This is a genomic window from Thiocystis minor, from assembly GCF_016653465.1.
Taxonomy (GTDB): Bacteria; Pseudomonadota; Gammaproteobacteria; order Chromatiales; family Chromatiaceae; genus Chromatium; species Chromatium minus.
On sequence record NZ_NHSQ01000073.1, the window covers coordinates 1 to 18,016 of the forward strand.

Annotated in this window: 14 protein-coding genes; 9 read left to right on the forward strand and 5 right to left on the reverse strand. The window is 62.3% G+C overall.

Features of this window, described 5'->3' with window-relative positions; all coding sequences use genetic code 11:
- Positions 1-599: 599 nt before the first annotated feature.
- Complete coding sequence (locus CCR95_RS09590) at positions 600-4,649, reverse strand: ribonucleoside-diphosphate reductase subunit alpha (RefSeq protein WP_201093860.1); 4,050 nt, start codon at positions 4,647-4,649, stop codon at positions 600-602.
- A 287-nt stretch (positions 4,650-4,936) separates the two neighbouring features.
- A complete protein-coding gene (locus CCR95_RS09595; protein WP_201093862.1) occupies positions 4,937-5,143 on the reverse strand; it encodes a CopG family transcriptional regulator in 207 nt (68 codons plus the stop codon).
- A gap of 133 nt (positions 5,144-5,276) precedes the next feature.
- Here CCR95_RS09595 and CCR95_RS09600 point away from each other — a divergent pair, with 133 nt between their 5' ends.
- From CCR95_RS09600 to CCR95_RS09640, 9 genes are all read left to right on the forward strand, one after another.
- Complete coding sequence (locus CCR95_RS09600) at positions 5,277-6,158, forward strand: spermine/spermidine synthase domain-containing protein (protein WP_201093864.1); 882 nt, start codon at positions 5,277-5,279, stop codon at positions 6,156-6,158.
- Positions 6,159-6,452 (forward strand): ArsR family transcriptional regulator, encoded by a 294-nt coding sequence (locus CCR95_RS09605; RefSeq protein ID WP_207188573.1) that lies wholly within the window; start codon positions 6,159-6,161, stop codon positions 6,450-6,452.
- A gap of 21 nt (positions 6,453-6,473) precedes the next feature.
- A complete protein-coding gene (gene hyfB, locus CCR95_RS09610; RefSeq protein ID WP_201093905.1) occupies positions 6,474-8,486 on the forward strand; it encodes a hydrogenase 4 subunit B in 2,013 nt (670 codons plus the stop codon).
- Positions 8,486-9,451: a respiratory chain complex I subunit 1 family protein gene (locus CCR95_RS09615; protein ID WP_201093906.1), complete on the forward strand. Its 966-nt coding sequence runs from the start codon at positions 8,486-8,488 to the stop codon at positions 9,449-9,451. Before hyfB ends, CCR95_RS09615 begins: the two co-directional genes overlap by 1 nt.
- Positions 9,448-10,170: a formate hydrogenlyase gene (locus CCR95_RS09620; protein WP_201093866.1), complete on the forward strand. Its 723-nt coding sequence runs from the start codon at positions 9,448-9,450 to the stop codon at positions 10,168-10,170. Before CCR95_RS09615 ends, CCR95_RS09620 begins: the two co-directional genes overlap by 4 nt.
- Positions 10,167-11,660, forward strand: coding sequence for a hydrogenase 4 subunit F (locus CCR95_RS09625; protein ID WP_201093868.1), 1,494 nt, complete (start codon positions 10,167-10,169; stop codon positions 11,658-11,660). The genes CCR95_RS09620 and CCR95_RS09625 overlap by 4 nt, the downstream gene beginning before the upstream one ends.
- Complete coding sequence (locus tag CCR95_RS09630; protein ID WP_201093870.1) at positions 11,657-13,408, forward strand: hydrogenase large subunit; 1,752 nt, start codon at positions 11,657-11,659, stop codon at positions 13,406-13,408. Before CCR95_RS09625 ends, CCR95_RS09630 begins: the two co-directional genes overlap by 4 nt.
- Entirely contained in the window at positions 13,408-13,920 is a 513-nt protein-coding gene (locus CCR95_RS09635) for an NADH-quinone oxidoreductase subunit B family protein (protein ID WP_201093872.1), read from the forward strand. The genes CCR95_RS09630 and CCR95_RS09635 overlap by 1 nt, the downstream gene beginning before the upstream one ends.
- 241 nt (positions 13,921-14,161) lie before the next feature.
- The gene (locus CCR95_RS09640) at positions 14,162-14,995 is read left to right on the forward strand and encodes a c-type cytochrome (RefSeq protein WP_201093874.1); all 834 of its coding nucleotides are present in this window, start codon (positions 14,162-14,164) and stop codon (positions 14,993-14,995) included.
- Here the strand turns inward: CCR95_RS09640 and CCR95_RS09645 are convergent.
- From CCR95_RS09645 to CCR95_RS09655, 3 genes are all read right to left on the reverse strand, one after another.
- The gene (locus CCR95_RS09645; protein ID WP_201093882.1) at positions 14,968-16,806 is read right to left on the reverse strand and encodes an oxygen-binding di-iron domain-containing protein; all 1,839 of its coding nucleotides are present in this window, start codon (positions 16,804-16,806) and stop codon (positions 14,968-14,970) included. The two genes, CCR95_RS09640 and CCR95_RS09645, sit on opposite strands and share 28 nt — an antisense overlap.
- A gap of 150 nt (positions 16,807-16,956) precedes the next feature.
- Entirely contained in the window at positions 16,957-17,565 is a 609-nt protein-coding gene (locus CCR95_RS09650) for a hypothetical protein (RefSeq protein WP_201093884.1), read from the reverse strand.
- Entirely contained in the window at positions 17,562-17,912 is a 351-nt protein-coding gene (locus CCR95_RS09655) for a S24 family peptidase (protein ID WP_201093886.1), read from the reverse strand. The genes CCR95_RS09650 and CCR95_RS09655 overlap by 4 nt, the downstream gene beginning before the upstream one ends.
- Positions 17,913-18,016 lie beyond the last annotated feature (104 nt).

The following is an 18,016-nucleotide window of genomic DNA, read 5'->3' on the forward strand; positions in this document are numbered from 1 at the left end:
CCTGACCAAACAAGCCTTCGATGCCATCGAGGAACATCTTCAGCGCAACGAACATCTACCCAAGTACCATGTGGTGATTCAACCGACAGCCGCGTGATACTGGTACGTTATTTTCCGGGAGTTGCCTAAGACTGGCGAGACGCGCCCTCAGGCGGGTTGAGCCGCGACCTTCCGGTCGTCGCCACCGAGTAACGAGTACCGAACATCACGAGTTGCGAAGAGTGAACATCACTGTGATGGCATGAAAGGCACGGCCTGCCTTCCTGAAAACCTGGTTTACCCATCAGCCGGCTGAGCCGAGACTGTAAGGATGATGAGGACGGGAAGGCGCGCGAATTCCATCAGGGCACGAGGGTCGGCGGCGACACCTCACCGATGCCGGATAGATGGCTGCAACGTCTCCTTCTGTCAAAAACAGCGATTTCCCTCTTGCATCGCGGGGCGGACCATATATGGGTAGAGCGCAGCGAAACCCATCATTTCTCTATTAGTTTCACGGGAATGGTGTCCAGGTTTATGGTTTGATGAGCAAAATCATCGCAGCGCTTCCCAATCCTTGTCATCGACCAGAGGCGCCATCAGATTTCCATGTATTCTCTTTATTGACACGCCTCGCAATCGGGATCAAGGATCGAACACGCACTCGGCGCAGCCATTCCATTCCCCTTCCCGCTCACCTTCCCGTCCTCCATCGAAAGGTAATTCCCCCCAACCGCGCTGAGTTTATTCGCCCGGCCAGTCTCGGCCATCGTGGATTTCTCGACATGGGTCGCGCCCATGGACCGCAGGTAATAGGTCGTCTTCAACCCCCGCACCCACGCCAGCTTATAAAGATTGTCGAGCTTTTTGCCATTGGGTTCGCGCAGATAGAGATTGAGACTCTGCGCCTGGTCGAGCCATTTCTGACGGCGGCTGCCGGCCTCGATCAGCCAGCGGGCGTCGACCTCGAAGGCGGTGGCATAGAGCTGTTTGAGTTCATCCGGAATGCGCTCGATCTGCTGCACCGAGCCGTCGAAATACTTGAGGTCGTTGACCATGACCGAGTCCCAGAGTCCGCGCTCCTTGAGATCGTCGACCAGATAGGGATTGACGACGGTGAACTCGCCGGAGAGGTTGGATTTGACGAAGAGGTTCTGGTACGTCGGCTCGATCGATTGGCTGACGCCGACGATGTTGCTGATGGTGGCGGTGGGGGCGATGGCCATGCAATTGGAGTTGCGCATGCCGACGGTCTTGACCCGCTCGCGCAGGCTGTCCCAGTCGAGCGTTTGGCTTGAGTCCATCTGGAGATAGCCGCCGCGACCTTCTTCCAGCAACCGAATGCTGTCGATGGGCAGGATGCCCTGGCTCCAGAGCGAGCCATCGAAGCTCTGATAACGCCCGCGCTCGGCGGCCAGTTCGGTGCTGGCTTGAATGGCGTAATAGCTCAGATACTCCATGCTCTGATCGGCGAACTGCACGGCCTCGGGGCTGGCGTAGGGGATGCGGACTTTGTAGAGGGCATCCTGGAAGCCCATGACGCCAAGGCCCACCGGGCGGTGACGCAGATTGGATTGACGCGCCTGGGGAACATTGTAAAAGTTGTAATCGATGACATTGTCGAGCATGCGCATGGCGGTGCGGACGGTCTTGCGCAGCCGCTGGGTGTCGAGCCCCTTCTCGGTGACGTGGGCGGCTAGGTTGATCGAGCCCAAGTTGCAGACAGCTATTTCCAAGTCATTGTTATGCAAGGTTATTTCAGTGCACAAGTTAGAACTGTGCACCGCCCCAACATGCTGATTGGTATAGCGCAGATTGCAGGGATCCTTGAAGGCAATCCAAGGATGGCCGGTCTCGAACAGCATGGCCAGCATCTTGCGCCAGAGATCGACCGCCTTGAGTCGCTTGCTGACACGCATCTCGCCGCGCTCGGCGCGCGCCTCGTAGGTCAGATAGGCGTGCTCGAAGGCTTGACCCGTGAGGTCGTGCAGGTCCGGGGTCTCGTCGGGCGAGAAGAGCGTCCAGGACTGATCCTCGGCGACGCGTTTCATGAAGAGATCCGGCACCCAGTTGGCGGTGTTCATGTCGTGCGTGCGCCGGCGGTCGTCGCCGGTGTTCTTGCGCAGATCCAGGAATTCTTCGATGTCGATATGCCAGGTTTCGAGGTAGGCGCAGACCGCTCCTTTTCTTTTTCCTCCATTCGATACGGCGAAGGACGCCGTGTTGTAGCTATGATCGCCTTCGACTTTCAGGTCGAATACAAAAGGCACCGGATCGATTGGATTGATTTTTGTTATACGAGTAAATAGTGCACCGTTCCACTCAAACCAAAAGCACTTGGAAGCAACCTTGTAGTCGAAATACTCGGCAAAATCCGGCACACTGGGGATACGTAAATCATAGCTACGGGTGGTTCCTGAAAACTCGATTATCGAGCCATCGACACGGCGTGCTAAATGGGTGTTATCACGCTCGCGAAAACTGGCTGAAGAAGGTATTCCAAGCCGAAGAAGCAGGTAGCGCAATCCTTCGATTAAAAAATAAGAAGTATTGCAAAAATTGAGAAGCAATCCTCCAGAGACGCTACCATCCGTCTCCAACAACCCACGAATCAATGCCTTGGTTTGTAATCTTGGGAGATGCAGAAAATGGGCAGCGATATATTTCTTGTGTCGATCATTATAGAAATCACTTTTTTCGAATGGCAAAGCCGATCCGGTACCACCAACGAAGCGGCCTGTCGTCGCATCACGTAGTAAACCTTTTCCAAGAGACCATTTGATCTGTTGGTAAGAACTATTACGTTGTGAAATCCAATAGTGAATGCCTTTTTGATGAAGGTATTGCTCAACGAATTCCAAGAATCCATCCTTTGCTGGATTTCCAGATACACCCCACTCGGCATCTCCGTTTGTGATATGCCCATCACCCAGCATGATTCCATAGAATCGGGCATCGTCATCGGAAAAGCCAGGCACTGGAACGACCTCTTGCGGAATCGTTTGTGCGACATAATCTCCGGCTTTTAGGATTCCTGCCTCATGATAATCAACTTGAAGGTCACCTATCTGGAGCAGCTCGACGATCTTTTTTGGTGTGTGATAATGACGCTTTATAGAGACAGACCAAACCGGATGGCCTGCCGTGATTCGTATGGGGTTTGCCGCGTGCCTAACGGAAATTTCAACCATTGGATCACGCTGATTGTAAGTCATGTGCTTTAGCACTTCGCGATAACGGCCTTCTTTTCCTAAGACTAGATCGCCGATCTTGATGTCTTTGATCGCCTTTGGCCCATTGCCAGTCCATATCAAAGTCTCGGGTGCAAGACATTGATTTACGGCAACTGCCGTATCATTCGCCACCTTCAAAAACGGCACCACTCCCTGACTCTTCCCATTGGTCCCCTTGATATGCGCTCCCATGCCGCGCACGCGGGTCCAATCATTCCCCAGACCGCCGGCAAATTTGGACAGCAGGGCGTTGTCCTTGATGGCGCTGTAGATCCCGTCGAGATCGTCCGGGACCGTGGTCAGGAAGCAGGAACTGAGCTGCGGGCGCAGGGTGCCGGAGTTGAACAGGGTCGGGGTCGAACACATGAAATCGAAGCTGGACAGCAGATCGTAGAACTCGATGGCGCGCTCTTCGCGGTCGATTTCGTTGATGGCCAGCCCCATGGCGACGCGCATGAAAAACGCCTGCGGCAGCTCGAAGCGGATGCCATTGGCGGTATGGATGAAATAACGGTCGTAGAGCGTCTGCAACCCGAGATAGTTGAACTGAAGATCGCGCTCGGGCCGGAGCGCGGCGCCGAGCCGCTTGAGATCGAATCGCCCAAGCTGATGGTCGAGGTGTTCGAGGTCGCCGGCGCGCCGGATATAGGCACTGAAATAGTCGCTGTAGCGTTCGGCTAGATCGGCCTGGGTCTCGACGCCGTCGGCGAGACCGAGAAAGCCGAGCGCCTCGCGGCGCAGCAGATCGAGCAGCAGGCGGGCGGCGACCTGGCTGTATTGCGGCTCTTGTTCGATCAAGGTACGGGCGGACATCACCAGCGCCTGACCGACATCGGCCTCGCGCACGCCGTCGAAAAGGTTGCGCAGCGTATCGGCCAGAATGGCGTGGGCGTCGACCGCGTCCAGATCGCGACAGGCTTCGTCGACCAATCGGGTCATGCGCGCGACATCCAGCAGATGGGTCGAGCCGTCCGCCAGAGTGACGTGGAGCAGAGGTGTCTCGCGGATCTCGGTGCTGGCGGCGGCCTTCGCGGCGCGCTCGCGGGCGCGCGCCTCGCGGTAGAGCACATAGTCGCGGGCGACCTTGTGTTCGCCGGCGCGCATCAGCGCCAATTCCACCTGATCCTGGATATCCTCGATATGGACACTGCCGCCGCCGGGCAGACGCCGGGTGAGCGCGGCGGTCACCTGTTCGACAAGCTCGCGCACCCGGTCATGGACGCGGCTGGAGGTTGCCGCCGAGCCGCCTTCGACCGCCAGGAAGGCCTTGGTCATGGCAACCATGATCTTGCTGGAGTCGAACTGGGTGACCTGGCCGTTGCGCCGGATCACCTGCACCTTGCCGGGAACGTGGGCGTCGCTCTCGTCGACGACGGGCGCGGCGCTGGCGTCCTGGGCGGGGATCGGATGCAACTGTGACGGGCGGTTGGCGGACATGGCTCCTCCGGTAATCTGATTCTGGTCTGTACAAGGTCGTTCAGGGTTGGCCCAAAAGGTGGCCGACGAAAGGACTGGCTGGCGAGAAAGATCAATATAGACGATCTTTGCCTGTGGTCAACCACAATATATTGTGTAAAGCTGCGTTGAAAGCGATCAACATCAGACCGATGAATCGTCTCTAAAAACGCTGTGCGACAGGCATGGCGACAGGCACGAAACAGACCGCTTCCGACACCTTAAACCGCGTCGATTCCGCGTCCGGCAGAACTGGCAGCGCTTGTCTGTTAAGACGCCCCTTCTTCCGCCTTGGCTGCACTCCCGTTCAGCCACTCGGGCAGTTCGCGCGAACCGGCGTGCTCGATGATGTACTGGCGTATCAGTTTGCGGATCACTTGCGACGAGGTGAGATCCTGCTCGGCACAGATCTCCTCGAAAATCTGCTTTTTGATCGGGTCGATCAGAAAGGTCATGCGTGCGGTGCGCTTTTCCATGAGATGCTCTTGATGTGAATAATATGTGCTTTATATGATAATTGCGTTATTATTAGAGCGCCATATAATACGATTGAACTAAGCAAGCAGAAACATCCCGCAAGCGAGGCCAAACCGGTTGACCAGGATGCCAATGAACCATGAAGCCGGGCTTGCGCGTGGCACCCTCCTGGAACTCCCCGGAGCCGGGGTGGGCGAGCGCGGTCATCTGCGCCTGCTCGAATCGGCGCCGTGCGATCCGCAACAGATTTACGCGCGGATTCTGAGCGAGCGTTACGGCAAGCCGTTCATCGTCGACGATGGGCGGACGCGACGGCTCTATTTCAGTCTGCGCTTTATCCAGAGTTCCATGCGCATCGACGACCCGGTCACCCTCGATTTCGCCTATACGCGCAAGATGATGGCCTTTCTGCTGTTCGTCCCGGATCCTCGCGAGGTGCTGATGGTGGGGCTAGGCGGTGGTTCGCTGGCCAAATTCTGTCACCGGCATCTGCCCGAAACGGACCTGACCGTGGTCGAGATCAGCCCCGACGTGATCGCACTGCGCGGCGAATTCGGCGTTCCCGAGGACGCGCGCATCAAGATCGTTCAGGCGGATGCCGCCGAATATCTGCCAAGCGCCGAGGGCGATACCGAGGTACTGCTGCTGGACGGTTTCGACGCCAGCGGCATCGCCCCGGCGTTTCTCCGGCGCGGCTTCTACGAGGCGGCACGCCGTCGACTGCGGCCGGGAGGACTGCTCGTCGCCAATTTCTGCGGTCCGCCGCAACGCTGGTATCGGCATTTTCGGCTGCTCGATGACGCTTTCGATGGGCGCGTACACCTGGGACCCGTGACCTACGCCGACAACCACATTGCCTTCGCCTTTGCCGACACCGGTTTTCCGCTCGACTGGGCGCACCTGGCGAAACGGGCGCGGGTGCTGGCGGATCGGATTCCGCTCGATTTTCCCGAGTTCGTGGACCGGCTGCGGGCCGGGGCCGGTTTGCGACGGGAACTGCGCCGATTGCAGTGAATGCAATCTTTCTCTCAACCGGAAGGAGTGCTGAAAGTGCCGGAAATCCTGAACTGCCTCAGAAACCTTGGTCAGCAAATGGACTCGGAGATCGCCGCCGCGACCGGAATCCCGCTCGCCGATGTGCGTCGTCGTCTCTTGGAACTCTCGACAAAAGGCGGCATCATGACCTGCCGCGCCACACGTTTCATCGATGGTCAGAAAATCGAAGGGATGCTGTGCCGGGCGATTGGACCCGCCTCTTCACTCAACCCCGTCCGAGCCGCGAAACCGAAGAAAAACTGCCGTGGTTAAAGCTGATTGCCAGTCGTACCAATGGACATGAATCCAGTCCTGCCGCTGGCCGGGCTGGCGGTGGCGCTAGCCCTGACCTCGTCCGCAGTGTCGCTGTTCGCCAGCCGCGAGCCACGGGCGTTGCGGCGATTCGCCATGCCACTGGTCGGGCTGGCCGGCCTCGCGGCGCTGGCGGCGGGGCTGTGGGCCTTGATCGCGGACGGCAGCGCCACCGCGACCCTGCCGCTCGGGCTGCCCTGGCAGCCCTGGCGGGTGCGGGTGGACGCGCTCTCCGGGCTCTTTCTCATGATCATCGGTCTGGTGACCGTCGCGGTTGGCATCTATGGCCGCTCCTATGTCCGTAGCTACGAACGCGGTCGCGATTCGCTGACCGCGCTCGGCGGTTTCACCGGTCTCTTCCTGACCGGCATGCTGCTGGTGACGCTAGCCGACGATGCCTTTCTCTTCATGGTGGCCTGGGAAGTCATGTCCCTGTCTTCCTATTTCCTGGTGGCCTTCCAGCACGAGCACGCCGCCAACCGGCGCGCCGCCTTTCTCTATCTGCTCATGGCCCATGTCGGCGGACTCACCATCCTGCTCGGCTTCGGGGTGCTGGCGGCCTTCGGTCATGGGTTCGAGTTCACGGCCATGCGCGACGCGGTGCTCTCGCCCGGCTGGGCGAGCGTCGCCTTCGGCCTGGTGTTCGTCGGTTTCGGCATGAAGGCGGGTCTGATGCCGCTGCATGCCTGGCTGCCGGAGGCCCACCCGGTCGCGCCCTCCTATATCTCGGCGCTGATGTCCGGGGTCATGCTGAAGATGGCGGTCTATGGCTTCATCCGCGTGGTGTTCGATCTGATCGGCGACATCCAGTGGCAGTGGGGCGTGATCGCGCTCCTGGTCGGCAGCGTCTCGGCGCTGATGGGGGTGCTGTTCGCGCTGATGCAGACCGATCTGAAGCGGCTGCTCGCCTATTCGTCGGTGGAGAATCTCGGCATCATCTTTATCGCGCTTGGACTGTCGCTGGTGTTTCTCGGCACCGGACATTCCCTGTTGGGCTCGCTTGCGCTGCTGGCCGCCCTTTATCACTCCATCAATCACGCGCTCTTCAAGGGTCTGCTGTTCCTCGGCGCGGGCACCATCCTGCACGGCACGCACGAGCGCGATCTGGAACAGATGGGTGGTCTGCTGCGGCGCATGCCCTGGACCGGCGCCTTCTTCCTGATCGGCTGTCTGTCCATCTCCGCGCTGCCGCCCTTCAATGGCTTCGTGTCCGAGTGGCTGATTTTCCAGTCGGCCCTGCAAGCCTGGCAACTCGACAGCGGGGTGCTGCGCAGCATCATACCGATCGCCTCGGCGGTGCTGGCGCTCACCGGCGCGCTGGTGGCGGCGACCTTCGTCAAGGTCTACGGCATCGCCTTTCTCGGTCAGGCGCGCTCGCGTCATGTGCGACACGCCCGACAGGGCGCGGTCGGCATGCGGGTCGGGATGGGTCTGCTGGCGGGGTTGTGCGTGCTGTTCGGCGTCCTGCCGACCCAGGTCATCGCGCTGATCGAGCCGGTATCGGTGCAATTGTTGGGTGGCGGATTGCCCGAGTCGGGCGCCCAGGGCTGGCTGTGGCTGACGCCGATCTCCTCGGATACGGCAAGCTACAGCGCGCCGCTGACCATCCTGCTGCTGGCGCTGATCGCCGGGGTAGCGTTCTGGTGGTTTGCGCGCGGGGTGCCACGACGCATTCGACGCAGCGATCCCTGGGACTGCGGGTTTGCGCCGCCCTCGCCCCGGATGCAGTACACGGCGGCTTCATTCGCGCAGCCGATCCGGCGGGTGTTCGGACTGCTGTTCGAGATCGATGAATCCCGGCCCGAGTTCGATGATCCCGCGCCGCGTTATCGGCTCAAACTGACCGATCGCGCCTGGGGGCTCTTCTATATCCCGGTGGCGCGTGCGGTCGAATCGGCCTCGCGGCGGGTGGTGCGCCTGCAATCGGGGAACGTGCGGGTCTATCTTGGCTGGACGCTGGGAACACTGCTGGTGCTGCTATGGATCATCTCGTGATGCCGGACGGCTTGATGCTCTCGGCCTGGCTCATCGCCCTGCTGCAAGCGCTGCTCTACGTGGCGCTCGCGCCGCTACTCATCGGCTGGGTGCGGAAGGTCAAGGCGCGGCTCCAGAACCGGCGCGGCGCGCCGCTGCTGCAACCCTACGCGGATCTGCGCAAGCTGCTGATCAAGGAAACGCGGGTCCCGCATACCGCCTCGCCGCTGTTTCGCATGGCGCCCTACATCGTCTTCGTCGCGACCTGGCTGGCGGCGGCGACCGTCCCGCTGGTGGCGCTCGATCTGCCAATCGCCCGGATCGCCGACATCATCGTGCTGGTCGGCCTGCTCGCGCTGGCCCGCTTCTTTCTGGCCCTGGCCGGGATGGACGTGGGCACCGCCTTCGGCGGCATGGGCGCCTCGCGCGAGATGCTGATCTCCTCGCTGGCCGAGCCCGCCATGCTGATGGCCGTCTTCACCCTGGCCATGACCGCCCACAGCACCAGCCTGGAGAGCGTCATGAGCCATCATCTGGCCGATGGCTTCGTGCTGCGACCCTCCTACCTGTTCGCCCTCGGTGCCCTGCTGCTGGTCGCGCTCGCCGAGTGCGGGCGCATTCCGGTAGACAATCCAGCGACCCATCTGGAACTGACCATGATCCATGAGGCCATGCTGCTGGAATATTCCGGCCGGCATCTGGCGCTGATGGAATGGGCAGCGCAGGTAAAGCTGCTGCTCTATGGCGTGCTGATCGCCAACGTCTTTTTCCCCTGGGGCGTGGGCCGGGAGTTCACGCCGCTGGCGCTCGGTCTGGGTCTGCTCGCGGTGCTGGCCAAGCTCGCGCTCCTGGGTGCCGCCCTGGCGATCGCCGAGCATGTGGTGGCCAAGATGCGTCTTTTCCGTGCCCCGGCCTTCCTGAATCTGGCGCTGCTGCTGGCCCTGCTCGGTCTGTTGAGCCATGTCATCCTGGAGATCGGCGCATGACGCTCGCCCTCTTGCCGTTGCTGCAACAGTTCGTCCTCTTGCTGGCGGCCCTGGTGCTGTTCCTGTCCTTCGTCCTGCTGGCGCAGGCACGCCTCATCTCCGCCATCCATAGCTTCGCCTGGCAGGGCGCGCTGGTGGCGGCGGTCACCCTGACGGTCGCGGTCGCCGGAGAGACGCACCATCTCTATTTTTCGGCCATCCTGACCCTGGCGCTCAAGGCGCTGCTGATTCCCTGGATGTTGCATCGTCTGACCCGCCGACTGGGACTGGAGCGTCATACCGAGGATCTGCACTGGCCCACCCTGGCGATCATGGCCGCGGTCGTGCTAGTGATCTTCAGCTACTGGCTGGTCACGCCGATGGTGGCGCAGGGTCTCGCCTTCACCCGCAACATCATCGCGGTCAGTCTGGCAGTGGTGTTGATCGGGCTCTTGATGATGGTCGTCCGTCAGCAGGCCGTGGCCCAGGTGCTCGGCTTCATGTCGATGGAGAACGGGCTCTTTCTCGCCGCCGTCTCGGCCACCGCCGGCATGCCGCTGGTGGTGGAACTGGGCGTGGCCTTCGACGTGCTGGTGGCGATGGTGCTGTTCGGGGTCTTCTTCTTTCAGATCCGCGAGAGTATCGACTCGCTCGACGTGGATCGGCTCAACCGGCTGACCGAGACCGCCGACCCGGTCGGCGCCAATCCATTCGCCACGACCGATGAGGTGAGCCAGTGACGCCGCTCTTGCTCACCCTGCTGGCGCCGCTCATCGGCGGTCTGGCGCTCGCCTTGCTGCGTCCGCTGACCCTGGCCGGCTGGCTGAATCTCGCGGTCTCCGCGCTCACCCTGGGCGGCGCGGTCTGGCTGGCCTGGTCGGTGGCGGTGACTGGACTCATCGAGGGTATGAGCTTCCGGGTGGACGCCTTCAATGTCTATCTGGTGGTCCTGACCGCCTTCGTCGGCCTGACCACGTCGATCTTCTCCCGGCCCTACATGCGCTATGTCTGCTCGACCGGCAAACTTGGCACGGGCAGCATGCGGGTCTATCACAGCATGTATCAGGCGTTCATGCTGACCATGCTGGTGGCGCTGACCACCGACAATCTGGGCGTGCTCTGGGTGGCGATCGAGGGGGCGACCCTGGCGACCGTACTGCTGGTGTCGCTGTATCGCACCCCGGAGGCAGTGGAGGCGGCCTGGAAATACTTTATCCTCTGTGGCGTGGGCATCGCGCTGGCCCTGTTCGGGACGGTGCTGACCTATTTCGCCGCCCAGCATGCGATCCTTCCGTTGAGCGGCGTCGACGGGGATCCGGGCGCGGGTCTGACCTGGAGCGTGCTCTATGCGCACGCCGCTGAACTCGATCCCACGGTGATGCGGATCGCCTTCGTCTTCCTGCTGGTCGGCTATGGCACCAAGGTCGGTCTGGTACCCATGCATCAGTGGCTCCCGGACGCCCATTCGGAAGGCCCGACGCCCATGTCCGCCGTGCTCTCCGGGCTGCTGCTCAATGTCGCGCTCTATGCCGTGGTGCGGCTCAAGATGCTGGTGGACGGCTCGCTCGCGGGCACTGAAACGCCGCATCTGGCCGGGGCACTGCTGATGGGCTTCGGGCTGGTCTCCTTCACGGTGGCTGGGCTGTTCCTCCATCGTCAGCGCGACATCAAGCGCATCTTCAGTTATTCGTCGATCGAGCACATGGGTCTGATGACCTTCGCCTTCGGACTCGGCGGGCCGCTCGCCACCTTCGGCGCCTTGCTGCACATGCTGGTACATTCGCTGACCAAATCGGCCATCTTCGTCACCGTCGGTCATGCCACGCATATCGCCGGCACTCAGGCGATCGATGGCATTCGCGGACTCATCCGCACCCAGCCGGCGGTCGGCTGGTCGCTGCTGCTCGGGGTCGTCGCCATCGCCGGCTTTCCGCCCTTCGGCGTCTTCACCAGCGAATTCCTGCTGCTGACCGCCACCATGCAATCGCAGCCCTGGTTCACCTTCGCCCTCGTGAGCGGTTTGGCCATCGCCTTCGCGGGTCTGTTCCGGCATCTGCATCCGATGGTCTATGGCCCCGCGCCCGAGGGTCAGTTGCCGGTCCAGGCCAACATGCTGCCGGTGCTGCTCCATCTGGGGCTGGTGCTCTGGCTGGGGTTGTCCATCCCGGACTTTCTGGCCATCTGGCTGGATCGGGCGACCCAGTTGATCACGGGGACGCATCTGCTATGACCCAATCAGACGCTAGGAGCCCGCTTGCGGGCGGCAGTCCTCCATCGGATCCCGCCGGCTCGTCCGCCAATCGTCCGCAAACGGGCGCCGACGAGCCGTCGGCTCGGCCCCGCCGCTTCGACTGGCTGTCCGAGTTTCTGGCCCGACTGGAAGACGAACACATCGTCGCGCACCGGGGCGACGCGCGCATCCTGGCCCCGGCGCACCGTCTGGTGCTGGATCCCGAGGATTGGGCGGTCGCCGCCAAACTGGCGGCAGCGATGGGGATGCGTCACGCCGGACTCTGGGCCGATCCGCTGGATGACGGCGAGACGGAAGCAGGAACCGATGAGCCTTGCATCCGCGTCCGCGCCTGTCTGGAGCAGGCCGGCGACTATCTGGTGATCGAGACCGATGTCCCGCTGAACCGTCCGCTGCTGGGCTCTCAGACCCCTGTCTATCCAGGGCTGGACCGGCTGGAGCGTCACGCGCATGACCTGACCGGCGTGGTCTTCACGGGCCACCCCTTCGACTCCACTCAGGACAGGCCGGACGAGCGCCGCTGGACCCGCCATCAAGCCTGGCCCGCCGAGCGTTTTCCGCTGCGCCATGATTTCCCGCTGCGCGGCGAGACCACCCGACGCACCCCCGCCGACACTGACTATCCCTTCGTGCGCGTCCAGGGCGCCGGCGTTTACGAGATCCCGGTCGGCCCCGTCCACGCCGGCATCATCGAACCGGGGCATTTTCGCTTCCATGCCATGGGCGAGGAGGTGCTGCGTCTGGAGCAACGGTTTGGCTACGTCCACAAGGGCATCGAAAAGCTCGCGGTGGGTCGCGATCCGGCCGGACTGATTCGGCTCGCCGGGCGCGTCTCCGGCGACTCCACCGTCGCCCATGCCTGGGCCGCCTGTCAGGCCATCGAGCGCGCCACCGGGTGCGCGGTGCCGCCACGCGCGCTGACGCTGCGCGCGGTCATGGCCGAGCGCGAGCGGATCGCCAACCATCTCGGCGACATCGGCGCCATCTGCAACGATGTCGGTTTTGCCTTTGCCCATGTTCAGTGCGCGCGGCTGCGCGAGCAATGGCAGCGGCGCTCGCACGAGCTGTTCGGACATCGTCTCATGATGGACGCGCTCATCCCTGGCGGTGTCGTCCATGATCTGTCCGCCGACGCCTTTCTGGCATTGCGCCAGGATCACGCCGCGCTGCATCGCGCCGTCGAGCCACTGTTCGATGTGATCGACGATCACCCCTCGCTGGACGACCGCCTGATCGCCACCGGCATCCTGTCCCTGACGGATGCCCGCGCGCTCGGCTGCACCGGCTATGTCGGCAAGGCCAGCGGGCTGCGGTTCGATGTCCGCCGCGACAATCCCTATCCGCCCTATGACGGCGTGCGCGTGGAGGAATCCGTGGAGACCGAGGGCGATGTGGCCGCGCGGGTGCGGGTACGCATGGCGGAGGTGCGCGGCAGTCTCTGGATGCTCGACCGCCTGCTCGATGCCCTGCCGGAGGGCGCAATCGCCGTGCCCCTGCCCGCCGCCCCGCCGGGCGCGGTCGGTCTGGGGCTGATCGAGGGCTGGCGCGGCGAGATCCTCTGCTTCGTGCGCTTCGATGTCGCGGGACACATCGCGCGCTACTTCCCGCGCGACCCGAGCTGGTTTACCTGGCCCGCGCTGGAGCGTCTCATCCTTGGCAACATCGTCCCCGACTTCCCGGTCTGCAACAAATCGGTCAATGGGTCTTACGCGGGGCAGGATCTGTAATGTTTCGGATTCTCGGACAATCATTCACCGCTGGCGTGGTCACCGAGCCGCCGCCCGACCACGAAGACACGGAACTGGCGCGTCTCGGCATCGAACTGCGCCGGCTGATCGACGCGCGCTTCGGGCGCAGTCTCGCCATCCGTCAAGTGGACGCCGGCTCCTGCAACGGCTGCGAGCTGGAAATTCATGCCCTCAACAACCCTTATCATGATGTCGAGCGCTTTGGTCTCCATTTCGTCGCCTCGCCGCGCCACGCCGACGCACTACTGGTGACGGGTCCGGTCTCGCGCCACATGGAGACGGCGCTTCGCCGGACCTGGCGCGCCATGCCCTCGCCCAAATTCGTGATCGCCGCTGGCGAGTGCGCCTGCAATGGGGGCGAGTTCGGCGTCTCCTACGCGAGCTGCGGCGCGGTGGAAAACGTCCTCCCGGTCGATGTCAAAATCCCCGGCTGCCCGCCGATGCCGCTCGATCTGCTCAAGGGTCTGCTCGGGGCGCTGCGGACAGCCTGATACCCCGGCACCGCGCTGGTATCCTGACGAGCCGCCAGGTTGGCGCCTTCGCGTCAATGAACGCTGTGGTTCCAAGCCGAACCGCGCCGACCAGAGAATACTTGAATCCCGCTCTCACAACCCCATTCAGATTCATGAATTTAAACCGCGTCTCACGGCTCATCGTCGGTGATTCGCTCGGCGGGGGCACCCAAGATCGCGCCAGATCCATCTTGATGCGGTTTAACCTGTGGAGGTTTTCATGTCACATTCGAGCATTGCGCGTTTTACCTTACCCATGCTCTTCAGTGTCCTGCTCTCGCCCGCGGTCGCCGACGAGGCTTTCTCGATCGCCCAGGCGGAGTACGATCAGGCGCTCGCCCTGACGCCGGACCTGGAGAACGGTCGCCGGACCTATCTCACCTGTGCCGTCTGCCACCGCCCCGAGGGCTGGGGAACGGCCGATGGAACCTACCCGCAGATCGCCGGCCAGTCGCGCACCGTCATCGTCAAGCAATTGGCCGATATCCGCGCACGTAACCGGGACAACCCCTTGATGTATCCTTTCTCCCTGCCGCGCATCCTGGGAGGACCGCAACAGATCGCCGACGTTGCCGCCTATGTCGCCCAACTGCCGATGACCGCCCACAACGGCAAGGGTCCGGGTGTCGATCTGGAACTCGGCGGACAGCTCTATGCCGAGCATTGCGCCAAGTGTCACGGCGAACGCGGCGCGGGGAACGAGGCCGATCACATCCCGGCGGTTGCCGGTCAGCATTACCCCTATACGATGCGGCAGTTCGACGCCATCCGCGAGGGACGGCGGAAAAACGCCGATCCGAAGATGGTGAAGCAGATTCATGGCTTCACCGCGCGCGACCAGACGGCGGTCCTGGACTACGCCTCGCGCCTGCCCGTGCCCCCGGAAAAGCTGGCACCGGATGGCTGGATGAATCCGGATTTCCCCGCCTATGTCCGCGGCCCCATGAATTTCCCCCCAATGCCGCCCATGCCGCCAGCCCCGCCGCCTGGAATGATGGAGATGCCTTCCCTGCCAGCGCTGCCGACTTATCCGGCACCGCCGCCAGAACGTTGATTCGCTGCGGTTTCACAGCGATTGCGCCCCGCCTGCTTGGCCCGATACAGAGCCTCGTCGGCGCGCAGAATCAGTGAATCCAGGGACTCGAACGGGTTGCGGAAGGCGAGCCCCAAGCTGACGGTGATCGGAATCGGCGCCTTTTGATTGACCGCGAAGGCATGCCTTTCGATGGCGGCACGGATGCGCTCGGCGGAGCGGCCCGCATCGGTCGGCGTGGTTCCCACCAGGAAAAGAATGAATTCCTCGCCGCCGAAACGCACCGGAATATCCGTGTCGCGGACCACCTGCCGCATGACCGTCGCGACCTGTCTCAGCACCTCGTCGCCTACGGGGTGACCGTAGGTATCGTTGACGGCCTTGAAATGATCCACGTCGATCATCAGGGCCGACACCAGCGCGTTCTCGTCGCGATCATGAAGACTGCACTGCCGCTCCATCACATCCTGCATATAGACGCGGGTAAACAATCCGGTCAGCGGGTCGCGGATGGAGCGTTGATACGCCTCCTTGCGCTTGCTTTCGATGGAGCGGTAGATCATCTCCCGTTCCAGCGCCACCTGGAGCGGCATCGCGATCTGCTGGATGACCTGTTCCTGCTCCGGCGTCACGTCGCTGTCGCGATGAAGATAGATCAAGGCCGCAGCCTCGATGCGTTCGCGTTGCGGCGAAAACAGCGGCATGGTCACCACCAGCTCGCCGTCCTCGGTGTGGCGGCTGCAAAAGAATCCGGTGTGCAGGGTATGGCCGTGCAGGTCCGGATCCATGCTCGCATGGGCCATTTCCCACTCCGGCCGAGTCATGCCGAGGATGGCCAACACCTCTGCCGGGGCATCGCCAACCACCCCCGAAAAACGGGTCTCGTGGGAGAGCGTCAACAGGGTTCCATCTTCCAGTCGGGCGTAATAATCGATCTTTTCGACGGGCAGATTGCGACGGACGACATGGAACAGACGGTCGGCGATATCGCGAAAATCGCGGTACAGCAGCATGGTCTGGGTGATCTCGCGCAGGGTCTGGTTGAGGTGCGAGAGCCGCTGGATATCGGTGTTGCCCTGGGCGAAGAGATAGATGCCGCAGTCGAGATGTTTCAACTTGTCCGTCAGATAGGGCACCAGCCGCTCCGGGATGATGGAGCCATGCTGGGCGGCGATGATCTTGACCGGATATTGCTCGATGCGGTTCAACGCATAGTTCAGGATGTCGCGGCTCGGCATGTAGTGTTCGTGGAAGGGGCGCAGCGCCTCGAAGTGCGATTCGTCCTGTGCCACCAGCGTGGGGCGTGCGGTGAAACCGCCGTAGAGGTCGCTCGAAAAGAGCACCCCGGTACTTGGATCGAAGGTGCAGAAGGCGCCGGGGAAATGGGCGTAGGGGGTGAAGACGAACCGCAGTTCGCGATCATCCAGGGGCAGGCGCCAGTCGTGCTGGTCCACCAGCCAGAATGGCATCTTGAGTCCGTAGTGCTTGAGCAGCGCCTCCGCGCGCCAATGGGTGACGATGACCGCATCCGGACGATCCGTCATCTCGTCGATCAGCGGGAGCGCGGCGGTGATATCCGGATCCTGATGATGGCAGACGAAATAGCGAATCCGGGTGAAGGGAATCACCTCCTCGATCTTGCGCAGCGTGCCCGGAAAGGTCAGGCGCGAACCGGGATCGAAGAGCACCGATTGGTCGCCCTGTTCGATCAGATAGACATGGCACTGGAAGACATCGTCATTGAGCACATGGCCAACCCACCAGACCCGTGGGGCGATCTCCAACGCATGGGCGGTGTCGGCCAGGTCCAGGTGGGTAAGTTCGGAATTCATCGTCGTCATCGATCACGCCCGCCTTGAACCGGTTGAAAAGCGAAAACGCACGGCCTTCCGACTGCCTGTCTGACCGGCCTTGACCGCAACGTCGTGGCGCTCCAGACAAGTTTCAAATCGGGCGCGTCCGCAAGGCCGTTCGCCGCCAGCCTATCCACCCGCCAATTCCGTGGCGGCGGACTCGATCACCCGCGGTTCGGTGAGCGGGTAGGCGGGGATCTTCAGGCATTGCAGACGCGCCTGATAGGCGGTGCAGTACTCATGATGAAAGGTCAGAAAGAGCGGATGCGCGGCGATGTCCCGAACCTCGGCGATAAAGCGCAGATAGTTGCTGGACTGGCCCATATGATAGGCGGTCGGGGCCTCCTGCAGACGCAGCCGCTCGACGCGCGGATCCCACAGCGGAAACACGGCGGGATTGGCGAGATGCAGCACCTTCGCGGCCCCGACCAGCGAGCCGAGACAGCCGGCGATCGCGTCGATGGACGGCTCAGAGAGGAGCGGCGCGGCGTCCCGCGCGGCGTCCAGTGCGTGCGCCGCCGCAGCCAGATGGGCGGTCTCCAGGCGCAGCGCCTGCGGCATCCAGGCATAGGCCAGACTCGCGAGGCGCAGAAAGTCGTCGACCGGGTTGGGCACGGGAAGCCGGGCGGCCGACAGCAGCACTGGATAGGTCCGCAGAAAAGTCGCCTCCCTGGAATGGCTCCCGAACCGGCTCCCGCGCACCCGATCGATGGCATGATAGAGGAGTTCGAGATTCATGGGCGACGATCGTCCTGACGATCGTAGTGTTTAATCTGGCGGCGGACATTGCGCTGAATGATGACACCCAGGACGGACCATTCCAGACCCTTGAGTTCGATCTCGGGATACAGTGGATTCACCGCGACCAGACGTTCGGCACCGCTGTCGTCCTTAAGGTATTGACGAAACCAGCGCACCCCCTCGACCTCCGCGAAGACATAGCTCCGGTTCACGCAGGCATCCGTCGGCTCCACGATGACGATGCAGCGATCCGGAAACTCCGGCGCCATCTCGTCGCCCAGCACTTGCAGCGCATAAGGCTCGTGCATGCTGCAACCCGTGCCGCCCAGGTTAGGATCCGCCATGATGAAACCTCGTTGATCAATTGAAACCGCATTGGCAAAGATGCTGATTGTCAGACCGAGCGAATGCACAAACCGCGCGGATCAGGCTCGACGTGTCTCAGTAC